The organism is Variovorax sp. GW822-FHT04E09 (genome assembly GCF_058800845.1).
Genome location: NZ_JBXAMR010000001.1, coordinates 1,318,142 through 1,341,931 on the forward strand (window position 1 = coordinate 1,318,142; position 23,790 = coordinate 1,341,931).

Below are 23,790 nucleotides of genomic sequence, written 5' to 3' on the forward strand. Positions count from 1 at the left end.
CCCGACAGGAAAATTCGATGATGCCCGATCACGTTGCCGCGCGTTGCGCGCTGGTCCTGGAGACCAACAACCTGCGCGGCGGAGCGGATGCCGAGGCCGCCGCAAGCACCAGCCTGCAGCGCCTGGTCGCCCTGTTGGCCAAGCAGAAGCTGCCGCTCACGGCCCTGGCTCAGGTGGTCATCACGCACGACGGACTGAGCGCAGCGTCGTGCGAGGCCGTCACGGCGCTGGCGGGCCGCCCTATCGACTTCGTGCGCATCGATGCCGCCACCGGCTACTACGACGCCAAGAACGTCGGCTTCGCGGCCACCGATGCGGCGCGCTGCGATCACGTGGTGTTCGCCGATGCCGATTGCCTGCCCGACGACGACTGGCTGCTGCAGATGCTCACGCCCTTCACGCGCGGCGCCGATGCGCCCGCGGTGGTAGCCGGCCGCACGAGCTATGCGGCCAGCATCGTGGGCACCGCGCTCACGACCATCGACTTCATGTACTTCCCCAACGCCGACCACGCGGGCGCGACGAGCAACTTCTACGCGAACAACGTGGCCTTTCGCCGCGACGTGTTCGAGCAGCACAGCTACCAGGCGCTCGACGGCGTCTACCGAGCGCACTGCCAGGTGCTGGGCATGCGACTGAAGGCGGCCAACGTTCCCATCCACTACGCGGCCGCGGCCCACACCGAGCACCGCCTGCCCGACACGCGCGCCGAAGCGCTCAAGCTGCGCTGGATGCGCGGGCAGGACACGTATTCGCTCACGCCGCATCTCTTGCGCAGCTATGTGTCGGCGCGCTGGCAGTGGCTTGCGAAGAGCGGGCCGATCGGGCCGTTGTGCGTGCTGTTCACGCGGCTGGGTTTCAGCGTGCGCGCGCTCAACCACCAGGACCTGCCTCCCCTGCGCGGCCTGCGCTGGCTCGCAGGCGTGGCACTGATCGTGGGCTTCTCGGCCATCGACATGCTGGGCGCCTTCGCGCGCGGCATCGGCCTGCACACGACGGGCCGCACGAACGCGGATGCGCAGGCGCTTTCGTACCATCGCCCGACATGAACAAGAAAAGCATCTTCAGCCTTCTCGTGCTGGCCGGCGCCTGTGCCGCGGCGGGCGCCGCCGACTTCACCGGGCGCGGCGTCTTCAACTTCAAGTCCGACAGCGGCTGCCCCTTCTCCGCGCTCGCAGGCCCTGCGAACGAGTGCAACCGCCTCGCGCTCGACGATGCCGACACACGCGCCACACTCGACAGCGCAGCGCACACCCTGCGCTTTGCGAACCCGCGCAGCTACGGCCGCAAGACCATCGTGGGCGACGTGCTGCTGCAAGGCACCGGCCAGTCGCGCCACAGTGGCCAGCGCGTGCCGCTGACCTTCCATGCGCTGCTGAGCCGCTCGGGCAACGAGTGGTCGGTGAGCAGCCATGCGCACTCGCCCGTCGGCGGCGAGTTCAGCGACATCCGCATTGACCCGTACCAGGTCGTGGTGATCGAGGGCGGTGCCGAGCGCGTGGTGCTCACGCCGGCGCAAATCGCCGAGACACTCTCCAGGCCCTCGATCGCCGCGCGGCTCGCCAACGAATTCGTGCAGGTGCGGGACAACCGCAAAGGCGGCGCCACCGATGCGGACATCACTGTCGGGCTGGGGTTGAGCCGTGCCTCCAAGTCGGTGGCCCGCGCGCATTTCCACGCGCCGGGGGCCAAGGGCAGCGAGCTGTCCGAGGCGATGCGGCAAGGCGACTGGTCGCTCGAGCTGCAGGCGCTGAGCGGACAGATTCCGCGCCAGGTGGTGCAGCGCGACCTGTTCCTCTATGGCCTCGAGTCCCAGTCGCTGCTGCTGCCGCTGATGCAGCGCGGCTTCCACAAGCACGAGAAGCTGGTGCTCGGTGCCGCGGGCGGCAAGGGCTACGTGCGCTACGACGGCCAGCAGCGCGAGTTCGCCGGTGCCGACGCATCGGCGCGCGCCTTCCTCCAAGGCAGTTTCATCGGCCTCGTGCTCGGTTGGCAGCAACTGCAGCCGCAGACCCCGGTGGCCAAAAAAGCCGATGACCGCTGACACCGCCCCGGCGAACGCGGCATTCGACTGCCTCTCGCCGCCGCAACTGCGTGGCTGGCCGGCGCTGCAGGCCCGGCTGGTGCACCACATCAAACGCGCCGCATTGCGCCAGATGCATGCGAGCCGCGCCGGTGAAGTGATGTTGCTGCGCCTGTATCTGATCGGCGAGGAATCGTCCGAGCAGGCGCTGCAGCGCGAGCTGCGCACCAACGCGCCCGAGTGGCTCACGCGCCAGCTCGACCAGCACCTGGCCGACGAGCAACTGCATGCGCGGCTCTTCGCCGACGCCATCGTCGCGCGCGGCGGCGCGGCGCAGGCAGCTGCATCGCCGGAAGCGGCGCCGAAGCCCGACTGGCTGAGCCAGCGCAAGCTCGCGCGCTGGCAGCGCCTCATCCAGCGCCATGCACCGTACTTCGCGCACGGTGGCCTCGTGCCGGCGTATGCGATCGGCCTCGCCGCCGAGCAGATGGCCTCGCGCATCCTGCAGCGCCACTGCGCGCTGATCGGCCCGCGGCACGCGCTGCACCCGTTGCTCACACGCGTGCTGGCCGACGAAGACCGCCACATCCGCCTGTGCAGTCACACGCTGCAGCGCTGCGTGGCGTCGCACGAAGAAGCAAGGCTCGCACAGCTGATGCGCGAGGTGCGCGACACCGAGCGCGGCTTCGGCATCACCGGCGCGCTGGGCATGTACCTCGCGGGCGTGGCCTTGCGCCTGCGCCCCGGCCGTGCGCGGCCGGTGGCGGCCTGAGTCCGTCGATGCCGCCGCGCATCGTCTACCTCGCGACTGCGGACGCGCGCGGCCACCTGATGCGCGCGCAGCTGCTCACGCATTCGCTGCGCGCCGCGGGCGCCAGCGTGCAGGTGCTCACCACCTCCGATGAAGGCGCGCGCTTTCTTGCCGGCTTCGGCATCGAGGCGCCAGTGCTCTCGCGCCACTACGCGGTGCAGTTCGACCGCGAGCAGAACATGCTGCGCCGCGAAACCGACCGCAACGTGGCGCACTACGTGTTCCGCCCGGAGCGCATGCTGCGCGACATCCTTCGGCTGCGTGCGTGGTTCCGCGATGCGGACCTGGTGGTGAACGATTCCTTCCACCCCGCGCTGCTGTTCATGGGCTGGATGCCGGTCTGGCGGCGCAAGGTGGTGCATGTGTACGGCGCGAGCCTGCGGCATGCGCTGCAGACCAACTTCAACGGGCGCATGCCGGCGTGGATTGCGAACATCTTCGGCCGCATCGTCGCGTGGCAGATCGACCGCAGCCGCGCGCGCATCGCGCACGATTTCGCCTACGGCGAGCCGCAGGCCGACGGACGCGGCGGCCACCGGCTCGCCACGCCGGTGGCCATCGTGGGCGCCGACACGGACTCGCACGACGACTTCGCGCCGCAGGCCGCCGTGTACCTCAACCCGCATTTCAAGGAAGCCGCACTGGCCGACGGCCTGGAGCGCGGGCTGGCCGAGGCGCGCACGCCGGCGCACCTCGTCGGCGAAGGCTATGCGCAGCGCGCGGGCTGGCACGCGCAGGACGAGCACTGGATCGAGCGGGCCGCGCGCAGCGCCTTCATCGTCTCCGCGCCCGGCATGGCGGCGCTGTCGGTCGCGGCGGTGTACCGCAAGCCGATCCTGCTGCTCCTGACCGACCAGCCCGAGCAGGCGATCAATGCGCAGCGCGCCGCGCAATTGGGCCTGCACCATCGCATCGTGGTGTGGCAGGGCCGCACCGAGGATTTCGCGCGGGCCGTGACGACGGCTGCCCACGAACTGATCGCGCTGGCCGACGACGGCAGCGGTCCGCAAGCGGCGCAGAAAGGCCGCGAGGCCGCCATGGCCCGACTGCAGCACTGGACGGTGCTGCTCCACGGCCTCGCGGCTGCGCCGCCTGTTCGATGAATGAAGCACGGAGGAAGCTGTGCCCTTCGATGCAGAAACTTCTCGACGGAAGTTGCCGGGTTCAGGGACTCAAGTTCCTCTGGATTCAACGGGGGACGAGGATCGACGTTGCTGTATCAGCATCGCCGCCATGCCGCCTGTGACGATGACCAGCCCGGCAATGGCTGTGGCGCTGGGCCGCTCGTCAAGAATCAGCAGGGCGAGCAGCGTCGCTGCGCCGGGAACGAGTGCAGCGAACGTGGCACCGACGGCTGCGCCCAGAATCTGCACCGACTTGCTGAAAAAGAACAACGCCACCGTGGAGACCATGACCCCCTGATAGAACGCCTGCACACCGATGTCGCCCAGCGGCGCTTGCAACAGGTGCAGCCCGCGCGTCGCGAGGTAGGCGGGCAGGTAGATGATCATCGAGAACACCGAAACGATGGCGGTGGCGTGCAGCGCCGATGCAGAGAACTGCTTGGACGAAACCGTGTAGATGGCCCACAGCAGCCCGCCCAGAAGGAAGATCAGGTAGGCCCACGGCGAGGAGCGGACGGCGCTGAAATTGTGGAAGCCGACCAGCGCGACCCCGAGGATGATCAGCGCAATGCCCGCCGTCTCCCTGCGCGAGAGCCTGGCGCCGAGTCCCCAGGCACTGATGAGCGCCGAGAACAGGATCATGCTGCCAGGCGTGACCACGGCGAACTGCTCCACCGGCGCCATGCCGAGGCCGAAGGCGACCACCAGCATGTAGGGCGCGCCAATGCCGGCGGTCATGAGCGCGATGGCGGTCCAGCTCAGCCCCATGAGACCTCGTCGTACGAGAAACGGCAGCAGCATCACGCCCGAGACCGTGTACCGGATGCACGTGATGTCGTAGACGTCCAATGCCGTGTGAGTCAGCCCGAAGCGAGTCACGACCGGAAAGGCGCCCCAGATCAGGGCCGAAGCGAGTCCGAACAGCACACCCACCCATCGACGATCGATGCCGAGTTGGGAAATTGGCGGTGAGGCAGAAAGCCGAGTCATCGAGTGGGATTCCTTCAGAACGATGCCAGTGTCTTGCCTGGCGCCGCGGGCATCGCCTGCGTGGCGGACGGATTATCATTGACAGTATTGTCAAGTTTGACGATATTGTCAAAAATAGAAAGCGCGAGGATTTCTCATGGCAGGAGTCAGGCAGTTCGATGAGGCCAAGGTGTTGGACGCCGTGCTGGACGTGTTCTGGCAAAAAGGCTGGCGGGCCACGTCCATGGCCGATCTGGCAGAGGCCGCCGATGTGCAGCGCGGTTCGCTCTATCACGCCTATGGCGGCAAGGAGGAGCTGTTCTTGCTGGCCTTCGAGGCGTACGCCACCAGGTTCCTGGACAACGCGCACACAGCCCTCGACAAACCGCGCGCAGAGGCGGCGTTGCGCGCCTTCTTCAAGGTCGCGATCGCCAACATGACGCAAGGCGTACCGCCTCGGGGCTGTCTCACCACGAAGACGGCAACGGAGGTCGATGGTGCAGGCCCGCGCATCCAGGAGCGGCTGCGTCAGTTGCTCGATGAACTCCAGGTCGTCGTGTCAGCCGCCATGTCGAAGGGAGACATGTCGACACAGCTTTCGCTGTCCCCCAAGGAAACCGCGCAGGTTGTCATCACATTCACCCGAGGCCTGGCAGTGATGGAGCGCGTTTATCAGAATGCGCCTTCTCTTCATCGGATGGCCGACGCGGTGATCAAGGCCTTGGTTCCGAATGTGAAGCGCCGAACGAGCTGACGCCGTTGCACGGAGCCGCCGGGTGCAGGCGTCGACCGGAAAGGCTCAGCGGTTCGAGCATCGCCTGACTCCGCGCGAACAAACGGTCATGCGCTGGATGGCTGCCGGAAAGCGGCCGGCGGAAGCCTGCATCCAGCATGGGCCTTTCCGAACGCAACATCGAGAATCACCTGCGGCGTGTCCGCCGACGCTTGGGGGCCACGACGACAGCCGAAGCTGTTCGCATGGCCATCCGATCCGGAAAGATCACTCCGTGAACTCCAGCCCCTGCGTCAGGCTTCGAGTGACCGCCACCGGCAGCTGATCGACAGCCGAAGCCTGAAGGGGGAAAAAGGCGCGCCGCCGGCCAGGCACTTGGCCCGCGAGGCGCTCACTGTCATCATCCGCTTCGCGGGCCCGGCACCTTGGCGGCTGCGGCCATTCGGACACCCGAATGAGAGGAGTCAGCGATGGCAACCTACAGGAGCGCATTGCCGCAGCTCGGCGATGATTTCTTCATGACCGACGGCGGCATCGAGACCACCCTGATCTTTCTGGAGGGGCAGGAACTTCCCGACTTTGCCGCCTTTCACCTGCTCCGGACGCCGGAAGGCGAAAGAGTGCTGCGGAAGTATTTCCGGACCTACGCGGCGCTGGCCAGAAGCTTCGACGTCGGGCTGATTCTGGAAACGGCAACCTGGCGGTCCAATCCAGACTGGGGGAACAGGCTGGGCTACGGCCCCGAGGAGCTCGCGGCGGTCGACCGGCAGCTGGTGGGTCTGCTGGAGGACATCCGCGATGCCTACCAGACCCGCCGGACGCCGATCGTCATCAGCGGATGCCTTGGACCTCGCGGCGACGGCTATGTCCCTGACCGTGCCATGTCGGTGCGCGAAGCGCAGGACTACCATCGTGCGCAGGTCGAGACCTTCGCCGGCACCGCGGCCGACCTGGTGACCGCCATCACCATGAACTATGTCGAAGAGGCGTCGGGGATCGCGCTGGCCGCGAAGCAGGCAAGCATGCCCGTCGTCATTTCCTTCACGGTGGAGACCGATGGCAGACTGCCGACGGGGCAGTCCCTGGCGGACGCCATCCAGCAGGTGGACGGTGCCACCGCGGGTTATCCGGCCTACTTCATGATCAACTGCGCCCACCCCAGCCACTTCCAGCAGGTGGTGCATGGCGACGCGCCGTGGGCTGGGCGGATTCGCGGTCTGCGCGCGAACGCCTCCAGGATGAGCCATGCCGAGTTGAACGAGGCGCCCGAACTGGATGCGGGCGACCCGGTGGAGTTGGGGCAGGCCTATGCCGCGCTCAAGATGCACCGGTTGAAGCGCCTCAATGTCATGGGCGGTTGCTGCGGCACCGACGACCGCCACGTCAAACAGCTTGCAATGGCCTGCCTGCCCTTGTTCCGGGGCGTGGTCTAGCCGTTCACCCAGGGTTTGCACCCGCCCGCCCATCCGGCGATTCAGACGGCCCCTGCGTCTGCGATCGGGATCGTCGGCCGGTCGCGCCACGCGCCGATGCATCACGCCTCGTGAAATCAACGTAGGCGCGGGCTCAGCCCCCTCTTGACGCCGGGAGCCGTGTGAACGTGGCGCTCAGATGTCGAGCACATGCCGCAGCATGTAGAGCGGCACCCGCCACGAGTGGCCGTTGCCGGTATCGACGGTGGCCGTTCTCTGATCGATGCGCACGACGATGTGCTCGTACAGCTTGGACAGTAAGTGGAACAGCAAGGCGCCACCGGCCTGACTGAAAGGCACGCAGGCCGAGTTTTTTAGGGACGGCTTTGCGTATTAGCCCTTGTTGCCGAACGTCTCGATATCGGGCGGGGAATCGGGATCAAGTTAGGGATGTGCTCGAATCACCGGAGCCATGAGTCTGGTGTAAACCTTTGCAATGACCATGCCCAGTTCGCGCTTGATCTGGAGTTTCAGCGCGGGGTCGCCGATCTCCTCTACTCGCGTGGTGAGGGTGCCTAGGTGGGCGTTGACACCCGTTTGAAGGGAACATACCCGAAGGACGGCTATGCAGCGGTTGCCGTCGTTGGCGCCTGCGAGACGAATAGGTACTATCGGCCACAAGCGGCCGTTCGTCGCGCCCCCTCAGCTTTTCTACTGGTTGGCTTTTCACGGACGGCCCTTGGGCGCTAAGTCAAACAAAGAAAAACCCAAATATGGTGGCCTGATCGGGTTGTGAAGGCCCAGCTTCTCACGGCAAGGCGAGGTCTCACAGCGTGGTCGCCGTGAGGCAAATGGGCCCTTGATCGGCTCCGATTTGCTTCACGGCGCACCTACACGCACGCGGCCATGAATTGCTGGATCTCAGCTGCTACTTCTCCTTGCTGCGGCTGGCAGGCAGCTCCATCTTCACAGCCAACTGCGCAGTGATCTCGGTGATCTGCGACTTTGGGTCCCATTTACACGTGGCATCCACGAACGCAGCGATCACATCAGTATCTGGGACAAGCACCCGCGGGCCTTTCCGGCTCATCAGATTGATAGCCGCAAGATAACCCTGGACCCAGCCGTAAACCCCACGTTCTACCTCTGAGACTCGCACGTTCTTGTAGCCCCACGCTCGAGCCGATACCCATTGCTCGCATGTCACGGTACCCGCTTCACCAACAACAGGGTCGTCGTCGGCGCTCACGCTGCTCATGGCCATTAGCAAGCAAACGCACAGCACGCGTTGAATCAGTCTCATAGCTTTGGCGCTCCTCCTCGCCAGGGTCGAGTGTAGTCAGCAAAACTCCGGATTCGAGAGATCGATCCCAGCGCCCTTGCACTTGAGCGACATCTGTTTTGGAGGGTGATCTATGACGGCTTCGGTCTTCTTCGCGACGGCAGCGAGACCGGCTACAGTCGGCCAGAAGCTGACCTTCCCGGCACACACTAGATCATGAGAAAAGAGCAGGTCGAAATCTATTCCGATACGAGCAACGCCGCAGTTCTACGGCACCCGGACCGTCACTTTCCCGGCTGCTTAGTTCAAGGCGATACGCTTCACGGACTTCAGCAGTCGGTTCGTCGCGTCCAACGCAGTGCCTATCTCCTCGACGAAGAGGCTGCTGCAGATCTCGCCGATGTTGCAGATCATCTTGAGAGCCTTCTGAACCACTACAAAACAGTGCTCGCAGCCCACGCGATCAAACTACCGTTCACTGATACCTCGAACGGCTGACGACGCCATCCGGCCAGAACCAGACATTTACTTGCGGGCGCACCATAGTTTCATGCACACCCGTACCACCTTGATCCAAGCAACTCTAGATGAGGTGGCTGCATTACGCTTAGCCAACCATCAGGGCAGCGATGACACGGTGATTCGCCTGCTCGATGAATATGGAGATGATTCGGATCTGGCGGAGTTGCTCTGGGCTGATCTGCCCGCCACATATCGCGCTGAAGACGTAGCGGTGCTGCTAGATCTTTGGACTTGGCGGACAAACGACAATGGTGCGCGTATCGGGCGGACTCTGGAGCGTTGGATCGTCGAGTCGTCAGACGAACGGAAGGTTTGGATCGCGCTCAACCAAGAGGCATATCCGTTCATAGACGGCAATATTCGCATTACCCACTTACTTAGGTTGAAATCCGCTTTTTCGGCACTCGAGGAACGCTGCGACGCAATGATTGCCTTCAGTCGAGAACTTCTTGAGCGCGAGCGTCTGAGGAGCGGTCCCAGCAACTCGCCGGGCCCTTCTTCGGCGCAGAAAACCCCTACGAAGAAGCCTTGGTGGGCTCTGGGCCGAAGGTAGTGGGGCTGCGGTTGCGTAGGGGTGAGAGAAAGCGGAGCGACTGCTTCAGAGGACCGCGAACTACTGCTTTGGGCCCGATGCGGTCCTGCGATGCGAGAGGTCGACCGACTGCTTTGCAGCGATTTCCGCCGCCGGACTCGGGGCCGCCGATGTCTGCTTGAAGGACGATCCCGACAGGCAAGTCCGTAGAACGGCCTGTCGTAGACCGCATTGGAACTCCCTTTGACCTGAAATTCCCTGTGCGATCGCAGCAACTGCCGCCTGCTCGCTCGGCAATGCACAACTCGATGCACTGAGCGCTCGCGGCGACGCGCCGAAGATCCTGGCCATCGGCCCCGACAGCGATCTGCGTTTCGACGTGGCGATGCGCGCCTATGACTACACGCCGTCGGTGCGCGCGGACGGTCCGACCTGGGACGATGAGGAACCTGGCCGACCAGGCGGCGGCGCCGATCATTTTCTCGACTTCATCGTCGCCCAAGCGGTGCCGGCCCTGGCGACGCGCGCACCGCTGGATCCGCGACGCCGCACGCTGTGCGGGACACTCGTACGGTGGTTTGTTCGCGCTGCACGCGTTGTTGCGCCGACCGCAGTTCTTCTCGCGCTACGCGGCGGCGGCCCCTCGTTGTGGTGGCAGGACGGCTTCATCCTGCGCGAGGCCGAACACCCCGCCCCCTGCCGGCGGGGCGCGAGACCATGCTGTTGTTCATGCAGGGCGCCTCGACCGAAGGCGAGAGTCCTGCCGCGCCACCTCCTGCAGAGTCAGCGCGGCGCGCGCCGAACGCCTGCGACACCAGCGTGCCGCCGTGCCACCGCAGGCTGGCCGGGACCTGGCGGGGCGACTCGACCGCGCAGGCGTGCGTGCGCAGTACCTCGCCTTTCCCGGCATGCCTCATGGCCCGATGCTGGCGGCATCCCTGCCGCCCCATTTGGCACTGGCTGCGCGCCCGTCGCCGGCTTGAGCCGAAAGCTGGAGAAAAGTCGTTTCGTCCCCCACAGGTCGCGAGGATTCTTGCGGGATCCATGGCCGCATATCCGACCCGGGCAGCCGAAATTCGGATGCATCAACCATTGCGCATGAGAAGCTCGGTGAGCTTCATCACTTTGAGAGTGCAATGGTCAAAAAGACAACTGAACAGAAAGCTGCAGAGGCGCTTCGTTACACCGCTGCCAGTGGTGCGGCCAATGCGGTTGAGCTCGAGCCCTTCTTGACTGATCCCAATCAGGCCATACGCGCCGTGGCGGCCATGAACCCGGATGCAGACGAAGAGATCCTGGATCGTTTTGCGAATGACAAGTTCTGGGGCGTCCGCATGGAAGTGGTGCGCAATGCCAATGTCAGCCAGGCCACGTTGCGCAGGCTGCTGGAGTCCGACACGCGCAAACGCGGCGTGGTGCACCACGCCGCGCGCGAGAAGCTGGAAGAGCGCGGTGTCGCATTTGGTGCTGATGGCATGCCGGAAGACGCGGCGTAGAGAACGAAGTCGCATTTCCTGAGCGTCATTTGATCGGGTCGCTTTCGATCTCGATCACTGCGGCCGGTGTTCGTGAGGGGTCCTGTTATTGGCGCTCCGGCCTCTTGTTTCGGACGAGCAGTGCCATGGCCGCCAGCGCGACCGGAACATTCGAATCACGTATCTCAGTGCTGCCCCCCCCAACCAGACGCTTGTCTGTCAGGTGGCCCGTCAACCCGCGGACCTGGGCGCCGGCTTTGCCTTGAGGCCCGCCTCGATGAAGTTCACCAGGTAGTCGACACCGGCCTCCATGCTGGTCTGCTGCAACTTCTCGGGCCACAGCGCCTGCACCCGCGTGTGCGTGCTGTGCGCATAGAAGAATGCGCCGTAGACGAAGATGACGCGCCAGTAGAACTCTTCGCTGCTCAAGTGAGGAAGCTCGTGGCTTACGACATCCACGAAGCGGCGCGCGAAATCGTCCACGATGGATGCTGTCAGCGCATGCACTTCATCGGCAGGGTCCATCAACATGCGGCCGTAGAACGCGCGGAACGACTCGCGCTCCTGGACACTGGCTCCCGCGACAAGCAGTGAGGGCGCCATGGACGCCCGCAGGATGTCTCGCAACGGGACCTTCCGACCCTCGAATGCATCCAGGCGCTCCTTGCGCTCCTTCATCACCGGCCCCAGGCGGCGCTCCAGCACGGCCTTGCACAGCGCCTGCTTCGATCCCCAGTAGTAGTGGAAGGCTCCCAGGTTGGCGTTGGCCCGCTCCGCGATCGCTCGCATGCTGGTGCCCCCGTAGCCATGTGCAGCAAACAGGGCCTCGGCGGCGTCGAGGATCTGGTTTGCGGTGGTGTCGGAAAGCGCCTGCCGCTTCGAAGAGACGGCGGTTTTCGCTGCGGTGGGCTTGGGCATGAGGGAAGTGGCGAGGTATTGAAGTTCGTTGACAGCCAATCCTTGAAATCATACAGTTGTATATTTATACGCACGTATGACTTAAAGGAGACTTCATGAGATTGATCGATCTGTCCTCGACGCTGGACCCGCACGACCGCGATCTGCTTCCTCCCGCCATGGCCGCCGCTGCGGGCGTCGTGGCGCCCCGGGTGGACTACTCCCACCCGGCGACGCCGGACGGCCGCGACCGCTTCTGCCACTTCTTCGGCTGCAGCCACGACGACCTGCCCGACGGCGAGGGTTGGGGCTCGGAGGTGCTCAACGACATGTCGTCGCATTGCGGCACGCACGTGGACGCGCCGCTGCACAGCGGATCGACCTGCGAGGGGCGAACCTCACGCACCATCGACCAAGTCGAACTGAACGAGCTCTTCTGCCCCGGCAAGGTGCTCGATGTGCGCCCTTGGGCGCAGCCTGGGCAGGCCATCCCGGTCGATGCGCTTCGCCAGGCGTTGTCCGCAGTGGGCGAGCCCATCCGTCCCGGGGACGCCGTGCTGATCCGAACCGGACAGGAGCGATATCGCCTGGGCGAGTCGGCCTTCTTTCAGTACCCGGGGATGAGCCGCGAAGGCACGCTGTTCCTGTCGGAGCAAGGCGCCACTGTGCTCGGCACCGATGCGGTCGGCTGGGACCGTCCCTTCGCCGTGATGGCCCAGGCCTTCAGGGACACGGGCGACAAGCAGCAACTGTGGGATGGCCACAAGGCGATCCGCGAGAAGGAGGCCTTCATCGTCCAGCAACTGTGCAACCTCGGCGCCTTGCCGCTTCGCGGCTTCCACGTCGGCTTCTTCCCGTTGAAGCTGGCACGCGCCAGCGCCGCCCCCGCCCGTGCCGTGGCCTTCCTGTCCAACTGAGGAGCGACTTCGATGCGTATCGTGACCTTCACCCGAGAGAGCTTTGAGGCACCTCACCTTGGCGCCCTCATCGGTGCCGACGGCGTGCTGGACCTCACTGCCCGCCACCCCGGCGAAGAGGCCTTCGGCTCGGCGTTGGCTTTCCTGCGCGCAGGCCCTGCATCCTGGGACCTTGCGCGTGCGCAGGTCGTCAAGCACGGCGGCGCAGCAGAGTCCCTGGCCGGCGCCGCGTTGCTTCCCCCGCTGCCCAATCCGCCGCTGATCCGGGACTGGGGAACCATGATCGAGCACCCCAGGTTCTTCCTGCGGCGACGCGCCGAGCAACTGGCCGCCCGAACAGCCGACCCGGAGGCCGCCATGGCCGCCGCACAAGCCGATGGCTCGCTCGAGTTGCCCCCGAACTGGTTCACCGTGCCTCGCTTCTACACCGGCAATCCGCTCAACATGACCGGGCCGGATGCCGAGATCGCCTGGCCGGGTTTCGCCGAATCGCTGGACTACGAACTCGAACTGGCCGCCGTCATCGGCGTGGGTGGCAAGGACATCCCCGTGTCGCGAGCACGCGACCACATCTTCGGGGTCACGCTGTTCAACGACTTCACCGCGCGGGATACGCAAGTGGCTGAAGGCAGCCCGGCCGGCAAGAGCAAGGACTTCGATGGCGCCTACGCCATCGGCCCTTGCATCGCCACGCTCGACGAGATCCCCGACCTCTACCAGCTGCAGGTGCAGTCGAGACTCAATGGCCTCGTCCAGACCACCCGCAGCACCGCCGACATGCAGCTGACCTTCGAGGACATCGTGAGCTATGCCAGTCGCTCGTGCACGCTGCACCCTGGCGAACTCTTCGCCTCGGGCACCTTCGAAGGTGGCTGCGGCGTGGAGACCGGCCGGCTGCTGCGCGATGGCGATGTCATCGAACTCGAGGCGCAGGGCATCGGCACGCTGCGCAACCGGATCCGCCGCACGGCAGCGCCCCGCCGCGGCAGCGAAGGCCTGAGATGACGGTTCCGCTGTACATCGTGGGCGTGGGCAGCACGCCCACGGGCCGCTTCGCGGACGTTGCGCTGCGCACGTTGGCCCGCCAGGCCATCGATCTCGCCCTGGCCGACGCCGGCGCGGCGACCGATCAGGTGGGTGCCGCGTTCTTCGCCAACGTCGGCCAGTCGCTCCTGCAGGGACAGCACATGATCGGTGGTCAGGTGGCGCTGCGCGAGGCAGGATTGGATGGCATTCCGATCATCAACGTCGAGAACGCATGTGCCAGTGCGTCGACCGCCTTCTACCTCGCCTGCGCCCATCTGCGCGCCGGACTGTGTGACGTCGCATTGGCGGTGGGAGCGGAGAAGCTGTCGCACCCGGACAAGGCCCGCACCTTTTCCATCTTCGATGGCGCCCATGACGCCGAAAGGCCTGAGGCACTGCTGCGCTTTCTCGCACAACAAGCTGGTGAGGACCCCACACAAGCCCCCGTCGCACAGCAACGCAGCGTCTTCATGGACATCTATGCGGCCCTGGCCCGCGCGCACATGGCGCGCCACGGCACCACGCAACGGCAACTGGCCCATGTGGCCGCCAAGAACCACAGCCACTCCGTGCACAACCCGTTGGCCCAGCATCGCGTCGCGATGTCGGTCGACGAGGTGCTCGCGGCGCGCGCCATCACCTGGCCCCTGACTCTGCCGATGTGCGCGCCGATCGGCGATGGCGCGGCTGCGGCGTTGATCGTGCGCGAGGACGCCCTGGAGCGCTTCGATGCGAAGCGTGCGGTGCGCGTGCGGGCCAGTGTTCTGGCCAGCGGGTCGGCACGCGCCGGCGGAAGCGAGACGCCCATCAGCCGCCGCGCGGCACTGCGCGCCTACGCTGATGCCGGCGTCGGGCCTGAGGACATCGACGTGAGCGAGGTCCATGACGCCACGGCCTTCGGAGAAATCGTCCAGTGCGAACACCTGGGCTTGTGCGAGCCCGGCCAGGGTGGATGGCTCGCGGAGCATGGCCACACCGCACTGGGCGGCCACCGGCCGGTCAACCCCTCGGGGGGACTGGAGTCGAAGGGGCATCCCATCGGCGCCACCGGACTGATGCAGATCCATGAACTCGTCCTGCAACTGCGCGGCGAGGCCGGCGGGCGACAGGTGGCCAATGCGCGCCTGGCCCTTGCCGAGAACGGCGGCGGCTTCCTGGGCCATGAGGAAGCGGCCGCGACCATCACCATTCTTGAACGGGCTGCACAACGCACATGAAGCACGCCACCATGTATTCCAGACGCACTCTCCTCGGGCGATCGCTCGCCTTGGGCTTGTCCGGCCTTGCCGGCAACGCTGCCAGGGCCGCCACCGCGGCCTGGCCGTCCAAACCGATCCAGGTCATCGTGCCCGCAACCACCGGCAGCGCACCCGAGATCGTGGCTCGTCTGATCGCCGAAGCTTTGTCGACACGCCTGTCGAACCCCGTCTATGTGGAAGGCATGCCGGGGGCCTCGGGGATCATCGGCACCGACAAGGCGCTCAAGGCGCCCGCCGACGGGCACACGCTGCTCTACGCCATGAACCAGGTGGCGACGATGAACCCGCACCTCTACCCGCGGCTTCCCTACAACCCGGCCAGGGACATGGCGCCGATCAGCCTGGTCGCGCGCGGCGGGTATGTGCTGCTCGCTCACAGCGGCCTGCCGGCCTCCGATCTCCCGTCGCTGATTGCCCTGGCCAAGCGCGAGCCCGGCAAGCTGGCCTATGCCTCCACGGGCAACGGCAGCGCATTCCACCTGGGCATGGAGCTGATCAAGGCGCAGTGCGGCATCGATCTGCTGCATGTGCCCTACCGCAGTGGCGCCAATGCCAACACCGAGCTGATGGCGGGGCGCGTGCAGGTCCGGCTCGAGCCCCAGGCCTCGGCGCTGGCACTCGTTCGCGGCGGCCGCGTCAAGGCCTTGGCGGTGACCACCCCCACGCGACTCTCCGTCCTGCCGCAAGTGCCGACGGTCCGGGAGACCCTGCCCGGATTCGAGCTGAGCGGCTGGAACGCCCTGTGGGCACCGGCGGGCACGCCCGCGCCGGTCATCGTGCGACTCAACGCCGAAGTGCAGCAGATCCTGAAGAGCGACGCATTCCGAAGCCATCTGCTGCAACTCGGCCTGACACCCGAGGGCTCGACGCCGGCTGAACTGGCTGCGCTGACGGCGCAAGAGACAGCGCAATGGAAGGCCCTGATCGACAAGACGGGCATCAAGGCGGACTGACATGACGGACTTCAAGAACCTGGCCGATCTCGTCGGCCACCATGCGCGCACGCGTCCCCATGCGATCGCCCTCACGTTCGAGGCGGGCCCGGCCTTGCCCGAGCAGCACCGCAGCTTCCTGCAACTGCACGAGAACGGCCTGGCGCTGGCCCGGGCCCTGCAAGGCCAGGGCATCCGACGTGGCGACGCCGTCGCGCTGGTGATGGCGAACCACCCCGAGTTCGTCGAAGCCATGGTGGCGGCCGCGCACCTCGGGGTGGTGCTGGTACCGATCGATGCGCGGGCGCAAGGAGACAGGCTCGCCGCACTGATCGATCGCACGCACTGCGTGGGTGTGATCGCCGCGGACTATGCCGCCGCTGCGGTCGCGCAGATTCGATCGCGCGCCACCCACCTTCGCTGGGTCGTGCGTGTGGTCTCGGGCGAACTTGCGGCAGATGCGCCGCGCGCCTGCGAAGCGCTGGACTACGCGCAACTGCTGGCCCGTCACACACAGGCAGACCTCCCCTCGGCACACTTCACGCCCGTCGATCCCGATGACCCCATGCAGATTCTCTTCACCTCCGGCACGACCGGAGAGCCCAAGGGGATCGTGATCACCCACCGCCGCTTCGTCGACACGGCGGCACTTGCGGCGTCCGCCTTCGGCTACACCGACGACGATCGCCTCTACTCCGGCCTGTCGCTGACGCATGCCAATGCCCAGTTGGTCACGCTGGGTGCAGCCCTGAGGCTCGGGATCGCCTGCGTCATGTCGCGCCGCTTCACCAAGTCGCGGTTGTGGGAGATCGTGCGTCGGCACCAGTGCACCGCCTTCACCCTGCTGGGCGGCATGACCACCGCTGTCTATTGCGAGCCGCCGTCGCCCAGCGACCGGGATCATGTCGTGCGCTTCGTCGTCGCCGCGGGCATGCCGCAGGCCATCTGGCGTGACTTCGAGCAGCGCTTCGGCGTCCATGTTCTGGAGTTCTACGGCACCGCCGAAGGCGGGCTGACGGTCAACCCCTTCGGGAAAGGACCGATCGGCAGCATCGGCCGCCCACACCCGGCGTTCTCCGTCCGCATCGTTGCCGAAGACGGCAGCGATGCGCCTGCGGGCACGCCGGGCGAACTGGCGTTCCGGCCGGTCAGTGGCGCGCCCTTCGACATCGCGTACTTCGAAGACCCGCAGGCCTCGCAGACCAAAGGCAAGGATGGTTGGCTCTGGACCGGCGACATCGTGCGCGCCGATGCGCACGGCTGGCTCTACTTCGAGCACCGCCGCGGCCATGGCATTCGCCGCAACGGCGAATTCATCGACCCGGCGCAGATCGAGAAAGCCATCGCGGACACCGGACTGGTCCGCGATGCGTTTGTGTTCGGCACGGCAGCGGCCTCGGGGGCGCCTGGTGAACGCGATGTCGTCGCAGCCGTCGTCCCCCATCACGCCGACCTGGACCTTTCGGTGCTCCATGCGCGTTTGCGCGAGACGCTGTCGAAGAACGCCCTTCCCGGGCGGCTGATGGCCATCGAAGCGATCCCCAAGACCGCGTCGGAAAAGCCGTTGGCGCGGGTTCTGGAGGAATGGCTGCGCGACGGGGCGGTCGCGACCGTGTTCGAGGCGCCCTCAGCCTAGACACAAGACCTGGGCGCAGGCGGCGGCAGGCCGTTTTTCCCCTGCGCAATCAACAACAACGAAGGAGACATTCATGCACAACCACGGGCGTAAGCTTTTTCTTCCCATCTCACTTGCATCGCTGTTCATCGGGCCTTCGAGCTGGGCGCAGTCTTCTGTGACGCTCTTCGGCGTCATCGACATCTCGGTGAGCCACTACCAGACCAAGAGCGTGCTGCCCGCAGGCCTGCCTTGGTGGTCCCTGGCAGCGCCGGCATCCATCTCGCAAGGCGCCACGAAGCTCGCGTCGGGCGCGCACACCCCTTCTCTCTTGGGCATTCGCGGACAGGAGGATCTGGGCGGCGGGCTTGCTACAGGCTTCTGGCTGGAATCCACACTCACACCGGACGACGGAGCCCAGGGGCTTGGCGTTTTCGACCGCCGCTCGACGGTCAGCCTGTCGGGACCGTTCGGCGAAGTGCGCCTCGGCCGGGACTATGTGCCGACCTATTGGAATCTGACGGTCTTCGATCCCTTCGGCACGGTCGGGGTCGGCGCGAACCTATGGAATCCGATCGGCACGGGGCTCACCACCAGCCACGGAAAGTCGCCCGCGAACCTGATGCCCTTTGACAACTACGTTCGCGCCTCCAACAGCGTCGGCTATTTCCTGCCGGGCCATCTTGGCGGGTTCTACGGCCAGGTCATGTACTCGCTGCATGAGAACCTGAAGCAGAGTGGCGTGAGCCACAGTCCGAGCAAGGGAGGGCGAAACGTCGGGGGGCGGTTCGGCTATCAACGTGGCCCGCTCAACCTGGCCATCGCCTACCAGGAAGACACCAAGGACGATCTCAGCGGATTCGACAAGGACCGTTTGAAGATCCTCAACGCCGGGGTCTCCTACGATTTCGATGTCGTCAAATTGTTCGGCCAGTTGTCGCAGATCAGGGATGAGCGCAGCAAGATGAACGTAGCCAATATCGGCGGCATTCCGTATCCCTTCAGGAACGAGAGCAATGGAAAGTACACCGGCGGCTTGATCGGCATCACGGCCCCGGTCGGGCCTGGATTGATCCGTGCGTCCTATTCGCGCGTGAACTACGCCTCTCCCCGTACGGTGAATGCTTTGAATCCCGCGACATGGCTGCAAGACAACGATGCCAGGATCGAGAAGTTCGCCGTCGGCTATGTGTACAACCTGTCAAAGCGCACCGCGCTCTATGCCACTGTTGCGCGAACCAAGATGAAGTGGAACGGGTCCGTGAATGCGGCGATGGCCATCAGTCCCGGAGGCGGGGTGAGGTTTGCGAACGGCATTGCCGGAATCAGCGCACCTTATGTCCCCTCGAGCACCACCGGCTACGACATGGGCATTCGGCACGCCTTCTGAGGGCACTGACTCGCGCTGCGGACCTTTCCGGTGGTCGGCTCTGAGCTCCCGCGTGCTGCAGCGCTGCGCGCTTGCCGGGCAAAGGGAAGGCACGCACAGGGGCCGCCTCCTCCACCCTGGAAGGGCAACGCTCTTTGACTCACAAGGCGTATGCGGTGCAACGGCAAGGATCTAGAAGGAGCGATGCATCACTGTCTAGCGTGCTCGATTGCGCATCGCGTACAACAGCACGAGCGTGGCGATGATGCGAAGGACCGTGTCGTGTTCGGCCGTCCGATCGGCCAGAACCAGGGCGTGCAGTTCCCGATTGCCGAGAGCCACATCGAAGTGGAAGCCGCCGACCTCATGCGTTGGCGTGCCTGCGAGCTTTTCGACGCCCGACAGCCTTGCGGCGCGGAAGCGAACATGGCGAAGTACCTGGCCGCCAAGGCCAGCTGGGAGGCCGCCAATGCGTGCCTGCAGTTTCATGGCGGTTTCGGCTTTGCCAACGAGTACGACGTCGAACGCAAATTCCGGGAGACCCGGCTCTACCAGGTGGCGCCGATCTCGACCAACCTGATCCTCGCGTATGTCGCGGAACATCTGCTCGGTCTGCCGCGCTCGTTTTGAAGAAGCCAGGCTGGGGCTGCAACACAAGTGGAAGCGGACACTCAGGTGGGCCAGGTTGAGTGTCGGCAACCCGTCTGGAGCCGCCGTATGCGAAGGACTGCCATGCAACGAATGCCAACGTCGGACTTGCAGCCACCGACGTCAAGCTCGAGAGCCTGATTGCTTACTGGGAGCATCGCGCCGTCAGTCCCACGTCCGATTCCCTCCTCGCTGAAATTGCCGCCGGTACGCAGAAGGCGTCGCCCCCACGATCTGCCCGAAACGGCGCGCGAACTGCGTCGGCTCTCCGAAACCGGTGCTTTCGCCGATCTCCGCCGCAGAGGCGCCGGTAAAGACCAGCAGCGTCTTGGCGCGCTCGATCCGGCGTTCGGTCACCAGCTCCAGGAAGGTCTTGCCCGTTTCGCTCTTCAGCAGGTGGGCCAGATGCGTGGGCGACACATGGCTCGCATGCGCCGCATCGCCCAGCGTCAGCTCCTGCGCGAGGTTGCGGCTGATGTAGCGGATGCAGCGCAGCACCGCCGGCCGGTACGACTGCAGGGCCATCCCCTGCGCCTCGCAGTTGCGAAACTCCTCGCCGTAGCGGCGCCATACCATGCCGATCAGGTGAAGCAGATGGCTGCGAATCAGCAGGTGGCTGGCGGTGTCTTCGCCCGGCGGCCGCTGCGCTTCCTGTGCCATGTGTTCGCACAGCGCTTGGAGCTGGTGGGTCTCGGTTTCGTCGAAGCGGAAATCCAGGCAATGCTGGAACCGGAAAGGCGCGAGCTCGGGCGCGCGTGACAACGGCACCTCCGACAGCTCGAACACGTCGAGGTCCAGCGACGGCAGCAGGTAGTCCTTGCTGATGTTGATCACATGGAACACGCCGTCGGCCGCGTTCGGGATGTAGTGCACCAGAAACGGCAGCACGAAGCTCACCGTGCCGGCGCCGATGGCGCGCTGGTTGCCGCCGATGTAGTGTGTGGTCTCTCCCCGCGTGTTGACGTAGATCTGGAAGTACTCGTGCCGGTGCGGCACCGGATTCGGCAGGCAGTTGCTCTGGTCATGAATGCCGAAATAGGCGCGCTGTGCCCGCGCCGCCATCGTGTAGTTGCTGATGGCGGCACGCGCGGCACCGGCGCGGGGCGGCGGCACGAATTCGTCGGGGGAAGGCGTGGGTGGCATGAAGAGCTGATCTCAAGATCGCAAGGATTGCATATCTTTGCGCAAGCCTGCGCGTTGAGGTGAGGAGGCCTCGTTCCTAGACTCTAGCCACTCCTTTCCAAACCTTCCAGAGAGACAAACCCATGTCCCCCCACCCGACGGCCGAACTCGCGCAAGCGACCGATGTCCCCGCAAATACCGACGCCCTTCAAGTCCTGCCCGTTTCCATCGACATCGTGGACAGCGACCAACGCTTTCCGGTGCGCCGCGTCTACTGCGTGGGCCGCAACTACCTGGCCCACATCCGGGAGATGAAGGAAGGCGACGAGCGCGATCCGCCGTTCTTCTTCCAGAAGCCGTCCGACTCGGTGGTGACCGACGGGCGCGTACCCTACCCCACGCTGACGGACGACTTCCAGTTCGAGTTCGAACTCGTCGTGGCCATCGGCAGCCATGCGTCGAACGTGTCGCCCGACACCGCGCTGGACCACGTCTTTGGCTACGCTGCGGGCCTGGACATGACCCGGCGTGACCGCCAGCGCGAATGCAACAAGCGCGGCCTGCCGTGGGAACAGGGCAAGTCTTTCGACCACTCGGCGCCCTGCGGCCCGATCCATCCGGTGGCGAAGGTCGGGCACATCCGCTCGGGAACACTCAACCTCTCGGTCAACGGCGCGGTGCGGCAAGACTCGGTGCTCGAAAAGATGATCTGGAATGTCCACGAGATCGTCAGCGAGCTGTCCAAGCAATACCGCCTGCTGCCCGGCGACCTGATCTTCACCGGGACGCCCGAAGGGGTCGGCCCGGTGCAGCGCGGCGACAAGCTCACCGGCCGCATCGACGGGCTCGCGCCCCTGCAGGTCGAGATCGTCTGAGCCCGCAACAGCACACGGAGACACCATGAAACCACTCGAACGCATCTCGTACTCGTCCATCGCGGATCGCCCCGCACTGAAGTTGCCCGGCGGCAAACGACTGGCCGTCTGGGTGATCGTCAACGTCGAGGAATGGAACATCGACGAGACCATGCCCCGCACCGTGCTGACGCCACCGGCCGGCGGTTCGCCGATGCCCGACATCCCGAACTGGGCCTGGCACGAGTACGGCAACCGCGTCGGCTTCTGGCGCATGCTCGAAGTGATCGACGCACTCGGCATCAACGCCACGCTCGCCATCAACGGTTCGGCCATCGGCGCCTACGAGCCCATCGCCAAGGCCGCGAAGGAACGCCAGTGGGAGTTCATCGGCCACGGCTTCGGGCAGCGCAACATGCAAAAGGTCCCCGACGAGGTCGAGGACATCGCCAAGACCACCGAGGCCATTCGCGCCTACACCGGCAAGCGCCCGCGCGGCTGGCTCGGTCCGGGGCTCACCGAGACCTGGCACACGCCCGACATCCTGGCCGAGCAGGGCTACGAGTACGTGTGCGACTGGGTGCTCGACGACCAGCCGGTGCGACTGAAGACGCGCGACGGCGGCGCGATCGTGAACGTGCCCTACACGCAGGAATGCAACGACGTGGCAATGATGCTGATCCAGCACCACAAGGCCAGCGAGTACCGCGACCGCGCCATCGACCAGTTCGAACAGCTCTACGCCGACGCGAAAGACTCGGCCCGCGTCATGGCGCTGGTGGTGCACCCCTACATCATGGGCGCGCCGCACCGCCTGCGCTACTTCCGAGAAGCGCTGGCGCACATCCAGACGCATGACGGCGTGGCCTTCATGACCGGCGAGCAGATCCTCGACTGGTACGGCGCGGCAAGCCCCGCTAGCACCGCCGCGTGAACCTTCGCCGGCACAGCGCCGGCGACTCTGGGCAACGAACGAACAACAAACAGATTTCTCGCTCGACGAGAAGGAGACGACACGTGCATTCCTCAACCTCGGTCATTTCACCGGCCGGTGGCGCGCGCCGCGAGGCGCCCATCACCGCGCTGGAGATCGGCATGTTCCTGGTGCTGCTCGCCTCGTACGCGCTCAACGCGATGGACCGGCAGATCTTTCCACTCATCGCCGTGGACGTGCGCAAGGAGTTCGGCTTCAGCCTGGCAGACACCGGTTTGCTGTCCACCATCTTCACGCTGGGCATGGCCGTGGCTGGCGTTCCCACGGGCTACCTGCTGGCGCGGCTGTCGCGCAAGACGGTGTTGCAGATCGGCATTGCGATCTTCTCGCTGGGCACGCTGCTGGCGGCCTATTCGTACGGCTTCGCCGACATGATCGTCTACCGGGCCGTCACCGGCATCGGCGAAGCGATGCAACTGACGGTGGTGATCGCCATTGCCGCGAGCTACTTCGCGCGCTACCGGGCCACCGCCGTGGGCGCCATCAACTTCTCTTTCGGCATCGGCGCGATCCTGGGGCCGCTGCTCGGCGGCCACCTGATCGGCGTCGAGCGCGATTGGCGCCTGCCGCTCATCGTGTTCGGCGTCGCGGGCTTCGCGGCCATGGCGGTGATCGCACTCACCGTGAGCAAGCGCATGACCGAGAACGTGGCGGCCACCGGCGGGCGCGCCGACCAGCGCGGCGCCACCACCCTGTGGAACCGCAACACGGCCCTGCTGACTGGCATGAGCGTCATCGGTGGGCTCTGCATCTATGGCTACCTGGGCATGTACCCGACCTTCCTGCGCGAGCACCTGCACTACACGCCGTCGGACACCGGCCGCGTGATGAGCACCTTCGGCTTCGGCGTGTTCGCATCGATCTTCGGCGGCTGGCTCGGCGACCGCTTCCATCCCAAGCTCGTGCTCTCGGCGAGCTTCGTGGGCACCGGCCTGCTGGGCTTCCTGATGTTCTCGGGCCCCACCGACATGGTGGTGCAGTCGGCGCTCTCCTTCGCGTGGGGCTTCGTGGTGAGCGGCGTGCTGTACGTGAACCTGGCGGGGTATCACATCAAGGCGGTGCATGCCTCGCTCACGAGCCGCGCCACCGGCGTGTTCGTCACCACGCTGTACGGCGCGGGTGCGGTCGCGGGCTTCATCATCGGCGGCATCGCCTCGCGCTTCGGCTGGAGCACGGCCGGGCTGGTGCAGATCACGCTGCTGGCGGCTGTCGGCGTGCTGCTCACGCTGCTGCTGCACACCGACCGCATGTCACTGCCGGCACGCAAGCCGTGA

At 65.6% G+C, this 23,790-nt stretch carries 25 protein-coding genes; 20 read left to right on the top strand and 5 right to left on the bottom strand.

Annotation, left to right across the window (positions count from 1 at the left end; translation table 11 throughout):
• The first annotated feature begins 17 nt into the window (after window positions 1-17).
• The 4 genes from AC1RL8_RS06060 to AC1RL8_RS06075 are packed head-to-tail and all read left to right on the top strand — an operon-like array spanning window position 18 to window position 3,937.
• Window positions 18-1,049: a glycosyltransferase family 2 protein gene (locus tag AC1RL8_RS06060; RefSeq protein ID WP_082818004.1), complete on the top strand. Its 1,032-nt coding sequence runs from the start codon at window positions 18-20 to the stop codon at window positions 1,047-1,049.
• On the top strand, window positions 1,046-2,044 hold the full coding sequence (locus tag AC1RL8_RS06065; RefSeq protein ID WP_492684209.1) for a hypothetical protein: 999 nt from the start codon (window positions 1,046-1,048) through the stop codon (window positions 2,042-2,044). Before AC1RL8_RS06060 ends, AC1RL8_RS06065 begins: the two co-directional genes overlap by 4 nt.
• Window positions 2,034-2,795 (top strand): hypothetical protein, encoded by a 762-nt coding sequence (locus AC1RL8_RS06070; protein ID WP_492684210.1) that lies wholly within the window; start codon window positions 2,034-2,036, stop codon window positions 2,793-2,795. Before AC1RL8_RS06065 ends, AC1RL8_RS06070 begins: the two co-directional genes overlap by 11 nt.
• Before the next feature lie 8 nt (window positions 2,796-2,803).
• Complete coding sequence (locus AC1RL8_RS06075; protein WP_492684211.1) at window positions 2,804-3,937, top strand: glycosyltransferase family protein; 1,134 nt, start codon at window positions 2,804-2,806, stop codon at window positions 3,935-3,937.
• Window positions 3,938-4,006: 69 nt separating this feature from the next.
• Here the strand turns inward: AC1RL8_RS06075 and AC1RL8_RS06080 are convergent, their stop codons facing one another.
• Window positions 4,007-4,948, bottom strand: coding sequence for a DMT family transporter (locus tag AC1RL8_RS06080; protein ID WP_492684212.1), 942 nt, complete (start codon window positions 4,946-4,948; stop codon window positions 4,007-4,009).
• Between the two features lie 136 nt (window positions 4,949-5,084).
• Here AC1RL8_RS06080 and AC1RL8_RS06085 point away from each other — a divergent pair, with 136 nt between their 5' ends.
• The 3 genes from AC1RL8_RS06085 to AC1RL8_RS06095 all read left to right on the top strand — a co-directional run bounded on the left by AC1RL8_RS06085 (window position 5,085) and on the right by AC1RL8_RS06095 (window position 7,093).
• The gene (locus AC1RL8_RS06085) at window positions 5,085-5,681 is read left to right on the top strand and encodes a TetR/AcrR family transcriptional regulator (protein WP_492684213.1); all 597 of its coding nucleotides are present in this window, start codon (window positions 5,085-5,087) and stop codon (window positions 5,679-5,681) included.
• A gap of 137 nt (window positions 5,682-5,818) precedes the next feature.
• Entirely contained in the window at window positions 5,819-5,938 is a 120-nt protein-coding gene (locus AC1RL8_RS06090) for a LuxR C-terminal-related transcriptional regulator (protein ID WP_492684214.1), read from the top strand.
• 192 nt (window positions 5,939-6,130) lie between these two features.
• Window positions 6,131-7,093 (top strand): homocysteine S-methyltransferase family protein, encoded by a 963-nt coding sequence (locus tag AC1RL8_RS06095; RefSeq protein ID WP_095745914.1) that lies wholly within the window; start codon window positions 6,131-6,133, stop codon window positions 7,091-7,093.
• Window positions 7,094-7,267: 174 nt separating this feature from the next.
• On the opposite strand, the gene AC1RL8_RS06100 is transcribed toward AC1RL8_RS06095, so the two are convergent.
• On the bottom strand, window positions 7,268-7,405 hold the full coding sequence (locus AC1RL8_RS06100) for a hypothetical protein (RefSeq protein ID WP_493196446.1): 138 nt from the start codon (window positions 7,403-7,405) through the stop codon (window positions 7,268-7,270).
• A 595-nt stretch (window positions 7,406-8,000) separates the two neighbouring features.
• A complete protein-coding gene (locus AC1RL8_RS06105) occupies window positions 8,001-8,321 on the bottom strand; it encodes a hypothetical protein (protein ID WP_492684215.1) in 321 nt (106 codons plus the stop codon).
• 249 nt (window positions 8,322-8,570) lie between these two features.
• Between AC1RL8_RS06105 and AC1RL8_RS06110 the strand changes: the two genes are divergently transcribed.
• From AC1RL8_RS06110 to AC1RL8_RS06120, 3 genes are all read left to right on the top strand, one after another.
• Complete coding sequence (locus tag AC1RL8_RS06110; protein WP_492684216.1) at window positions 8,571-8,852, top strand: DUF6959 family protein; 282 nt, start codon at window positions 8,571-8,573, stop codon at window positions 8,850-8,852.
• Window positions 8,853-8,904: 52 nt separating this feature from the next.
• A complete protein-coding gene (locus AC1RL8_RS06115) occupies window positions 8,905-9,429 on the top strand; it encodes a hypothetical protein (RefSeq protein WP_492684217.1) in 525 nt (174 codons plus the stop codon).
• A gap of 1,115 nt (window positions 9,430-10,544) precedes the next feature.
• Window positions 10,545-10,904, top strand: coding sequence for a hypothetical protein (locus AC1RL8_RS06120; protein WP_492684218.1), 360 nt, complete (start codon window positions 10,545-10,547; stop codon window positions 10,902-10,904).
• Between the two features lie 210 nt (window positions 10,905-11,114).
• On the opposite strand, the gene AC1RL8_RS06125 is transcribed toward AC1RL8_RS06120, so the two are convergent.
• Window positions 11,115-11,801, bottom strand: coding sequence for a TetR/AcrR family transcriptional regulator (locus AC1RL8_RS06125; protein WP_492684219.1), 687 nt, complete (start codon window positions 11,799-11,801; stop codon window positions 11,115-11,117).
• A 95-nt stretch (window positions 11,802-11,896) separates the two neighbouring features.
• Here AC1RL8_RS06125 and AC1RL8_RS06130 point away from each other — a divergent pair, with 95 nt between their 5' ends.
• The 7 genes from AC1RL8_RS06130 to AC1RL8_RS06160 all read left to right on the top strand — a co-directional run bounded on the left by AC1RL8_RS06130 (window position 11,897) and on the right by AC1RL8_RS06160 (window position 19,528).
• Window positions 11,897-12,697 carry a cyclase family protein gene (locus AC1RL8_RS06130; RefSeq protein WP_492684220.1) on the top strand — a complete coding sequence of 267 codons (801 nt, stop codon included), beginning with the start codon at window positions 11,897-11,899 and terminating at the stop codon, window positions 12,695-12,697.
• 12 nt (window positions 12,698-12,709) lie between these two features.
• Entirely contained in the window at window positions 12,710-13,702 is a 993-nt protein-coding gene (locus tag AC1RL8_RS06135; protein WP_492684221.1) for a fumarylacetoacetate hydrolase family protein, read from the top strand.
• Window positions 13,699-14,940: a thiolase family protein gene (locus AC1RL8_RS06140; RefSeq protein ID WP_492684222.1), complete on the top strand. Its 1,242-nt coding sequence runs from the start codon at window positions 13,699-13,701 to the stop codon at window positions 14,938-14,940. Before AC1RL8_RS06135 ends, AC1RL8_RS06140 begins: the two co-directional genes overlap by 4 nt.
• On the top strand, window positions 14,937-15,935 hold the full coding sequence (locus tag AC1RL8_RS06145) for a Bug family tripartite tricarboxylate transporter substrate binding protein (protein ID WP_492684223.1): 999 nt from the start codon (window positions 14,937-14,939) through the stop codon (window positions 15,933-15,935). The genes AC1RL8_RS06140 and AC1RL8_RS06145 overlap by 4 nt, the downstream gene beginning before the upstream one ends.
• Window position 15,936: 1 nt before the next feature.
• Window positions 15,937-17,550, top strand: a complete 1,614-nt coding sequence (locus AC1RL8_RS06150; RefSeq protein ID WP_492684224.1) for an AMP-binding protein — start codon at window positions 15,937-15,939, stop codon at window positions 17,548-17,550.
• A 73-nt stretch (window positions 17,551-17,623) separates the two neighbouring features.
• A complete protein-coding gene (locus AC1RL8_RS06155; RefSeq protein WP_492684225.1) occupies window positions 17,624-18,919 on the top strand; it encodes a porin in 1,296 nt (431 codons plus the stop codon).
• 183 nt (window positions 18,920-19,102) lie between these two features.
• Window positions 19,103-19,528, top strand: a complete 426-nt coding sequence (locus AC1RL8_RS06160; RefSeq protein ID WP_492684226.1) for an acyl-CoA dehydrogenase family protein — start codon at window positions 19,103-19,105, stop codon at window positions 19,526-19,528.
• 183 nt (window positions 19,529-19,711) lie between these two features.
• Here AC1RL8_RS06160 and AC1RL8_RS06165 read toward each other — a convergent pair whose 3' ends face one another.
• Window positions 19,712-20,689 (bottom strand): AraC family transcriptional regulator, encoded by a 978-nt coding sequence (locus AC1RL8_RS06165; protein ID WP_255221086.1) that lies wholly within the window; start codon window positions 20,687-20,689, stop codon window positions 19,712-19,714.
• A gap of 122 nt (window positions 20,690-20,811) precedes the next feature.
• On the opposite strand from AC1RL8_RS06165, the gene AC1RL8_RS06170 reads away from it, so the two are divergent.
• From AC1RL8_RS06170 to AC1RL8_RS06180, 3 genes are all read left to right on the top strand, one after another.
• Window positions 20,812-21,543: a fumarylacetoacetate hydrolase family protein gene (locus AC1RL8_RS06170; RefSeq protein ID WP_492684227.1), complete on the top strand. Its 732-nt coding sequence runs from the start codon at window positions 20,812-20,814 to the stop codon at window positions 21,541-21,543.
• Between the two features lie 25 nt (window positions 21,544-21,568).
• A complete protein-coding gene (locus AC1RL8_RS06175) occupies window positions 21,569-22,456 on the top strand; it encodes a polysaccharide deacetylase family protein (RefSeq protein WP_095745980.1) in 888 nt (295 codons plus the stop codon).
• Between the two features lie 83 nt (window positions 22,457-22,539).
• The gene (locus AC1RL8_RS06180) at window positions 22,540-23,790 is read left to right on the top strand and encodes an MFS transporter (RefSeq protein ID WP_492684228.1); all 1,251 of its coding nucleotides are present in this window, start codon (window positions 22,540-22,542) and stop codon (window positions 23,788-23,790) included.

Bases quoted from the DNA above. Each gene is read 5' to 3' on its own strand.
- AC1RL8_RS06115 (WP_492684217.1), top strand. From the start codon at position 8,905: ATGCACACCCGTACCACCTTGATCCAAGCAACTCTAGATGAGGTGGCT.
- AC1RL8_RS06160 (WP_492684226.1), top strand. From the start codon at position 19,103: ATGCATCACTGTCTAGCGTGCTCGATTGCGCATCGCGTACAACAGCAC.
- AC1RL8_RS06175 (WP_095745980.1), top strand. From the start codon at position 21,569: ATGAAACCACTCGAACGCATCTCGTACTCGTCCATCGCGGATCGCCCC.
- AC1RL8_RS06065 (WP_492684209.1), top strand. From the start codon at position 1,046: ATGAACAAGAAAAGCATCTTCAGCCTTCTCGTGCTGGCCGGCGCCTGT.
- AC1RL8_RS06120 (WP_492684218.1), top strand. From the start codon at position 10,545: ATGGTCAAAAAGACAACTGAACAGAAAGCTGCAGAGGCGCTTCGTTAC.
- AC1RL8_RS06150 (WP_492684224.1), top strand. From the start codon at position 15,937: ATGACGGACTTCAAGAACCTGGCCGATCTCGTCGGCCACCATGCGCGC.
- AC1RL8_RS06090 (WP_492684214.1), top strand. From the start codon at position 5,819: ATGGGCCTTTCCGAACGCAACATCGAGAATCACCTGCGGCGTGTCCGC.
- AC1RL8_RS06170 (WP_492684227.1), top strand. From the start codon at position 20,812: ATGTCCCCCCACCCGACGGCCGAACTCGCGCAAGCGACCGATGTCCCC.
- AC1RL8_RS06140 (WP_492684222.1), top strand. From the start codon at position 13,699: ATGACGGTTCCGCTGTACATCGTGGGCGTGGGCAGCACGCCCACGGGC.
- AC1RL8_RS06125 (WP_492684219.1), bottom strand. From the start codon at position 11,801: ATGCCCAAGCCCACCGCAGCGAAAACCGCCGTCTCTTCGAAGCGGCAG.
- AC1RL8_RS06135 (WP_492684221.1), top strand. From the start codon at position 12,710: ATGCGTATCGTGACCTTCACCCGAGAGAGCTTTGAGGCACCTCACCTT.
- AC1RL8_RS06165 (WP_255221086.1), bottom strand. From the start codon at position 20,689: ATGCCACCCACGCCTTCCCCCGACGAATTCGTGCCGCCGCCCCGCGCC.
- AC1RL8_RS06075 (WP_492684211.1), top strand. From the start codon at position 2,804: ATGCCGCCGCGCATCGTCTACCTCGCGACTGCGGACGCGCGCGGCCAC.
- AC1RL8_RS06070 (WP_492684210.1), top strand. From the start codon at position 2,034: ATGACCGCTGACACCGCCCCGGCGAACGCGGCATTCGACTGCCTCTCG.
- AC1RL8_RS06110 (WP_492684216.1), top strand. From the start codon at position 8,571: ATGAGAAAAGAGCAGGTCGAAATCTATTCCGATACGAGCAACGCCGCA.
- AC1RL8_RS06145 (WP_492684223.1), top strand. From the start codon at position 14,937: ATGAAGCACGCCACCATGTATTCCAGACGCACTCTCCTCGGGCGATCG.
- AC1RL8_RS06060 (WP_082818004.1), top strand. From the start codon at position 18: ATGATGCCCGATCACGTTGCCGCGCGTTGCGCGCTGGTCCTGGAGACC.
- AC1RL8_RS06080 (WP_492684212.1), bottom strand. From the start codon at position 4,948: ATGACTCGGCTTTCTGCCTCACCGCCAATTTCCCAACTCGGCATCGAT.
- AC1RL8_RS06085 (WP_492684213.1), top strand. From the start codon at position 5,085: ATGGCAGGAGTCAGGCAGTTCGATGAGGCCAAGGTGTTGGACGCCGTG.
- AC1RL8_RS06130 (WP_492684220.1), top strand. From the start codon at position 11,897: ATGAGATTGATCGATCTGTCCTCGACGCTGGACCCGCACGACCGCGAT.
- AC1RL8_RS06155 (WP_492684225.1), top strand. From the start codon at position 17,624: ATGCACAACCACGGGCGTAAGCTTTTTCTTCCCATCTCACTTGCATCG.
- AC1RL8_RS06095 (WP_095745914.1), top strand. From the start codon at position 6,131: ATGGCAACCTACAGGAGCGCATTGCCGCAGCTCGGCGATGATTTCTTC.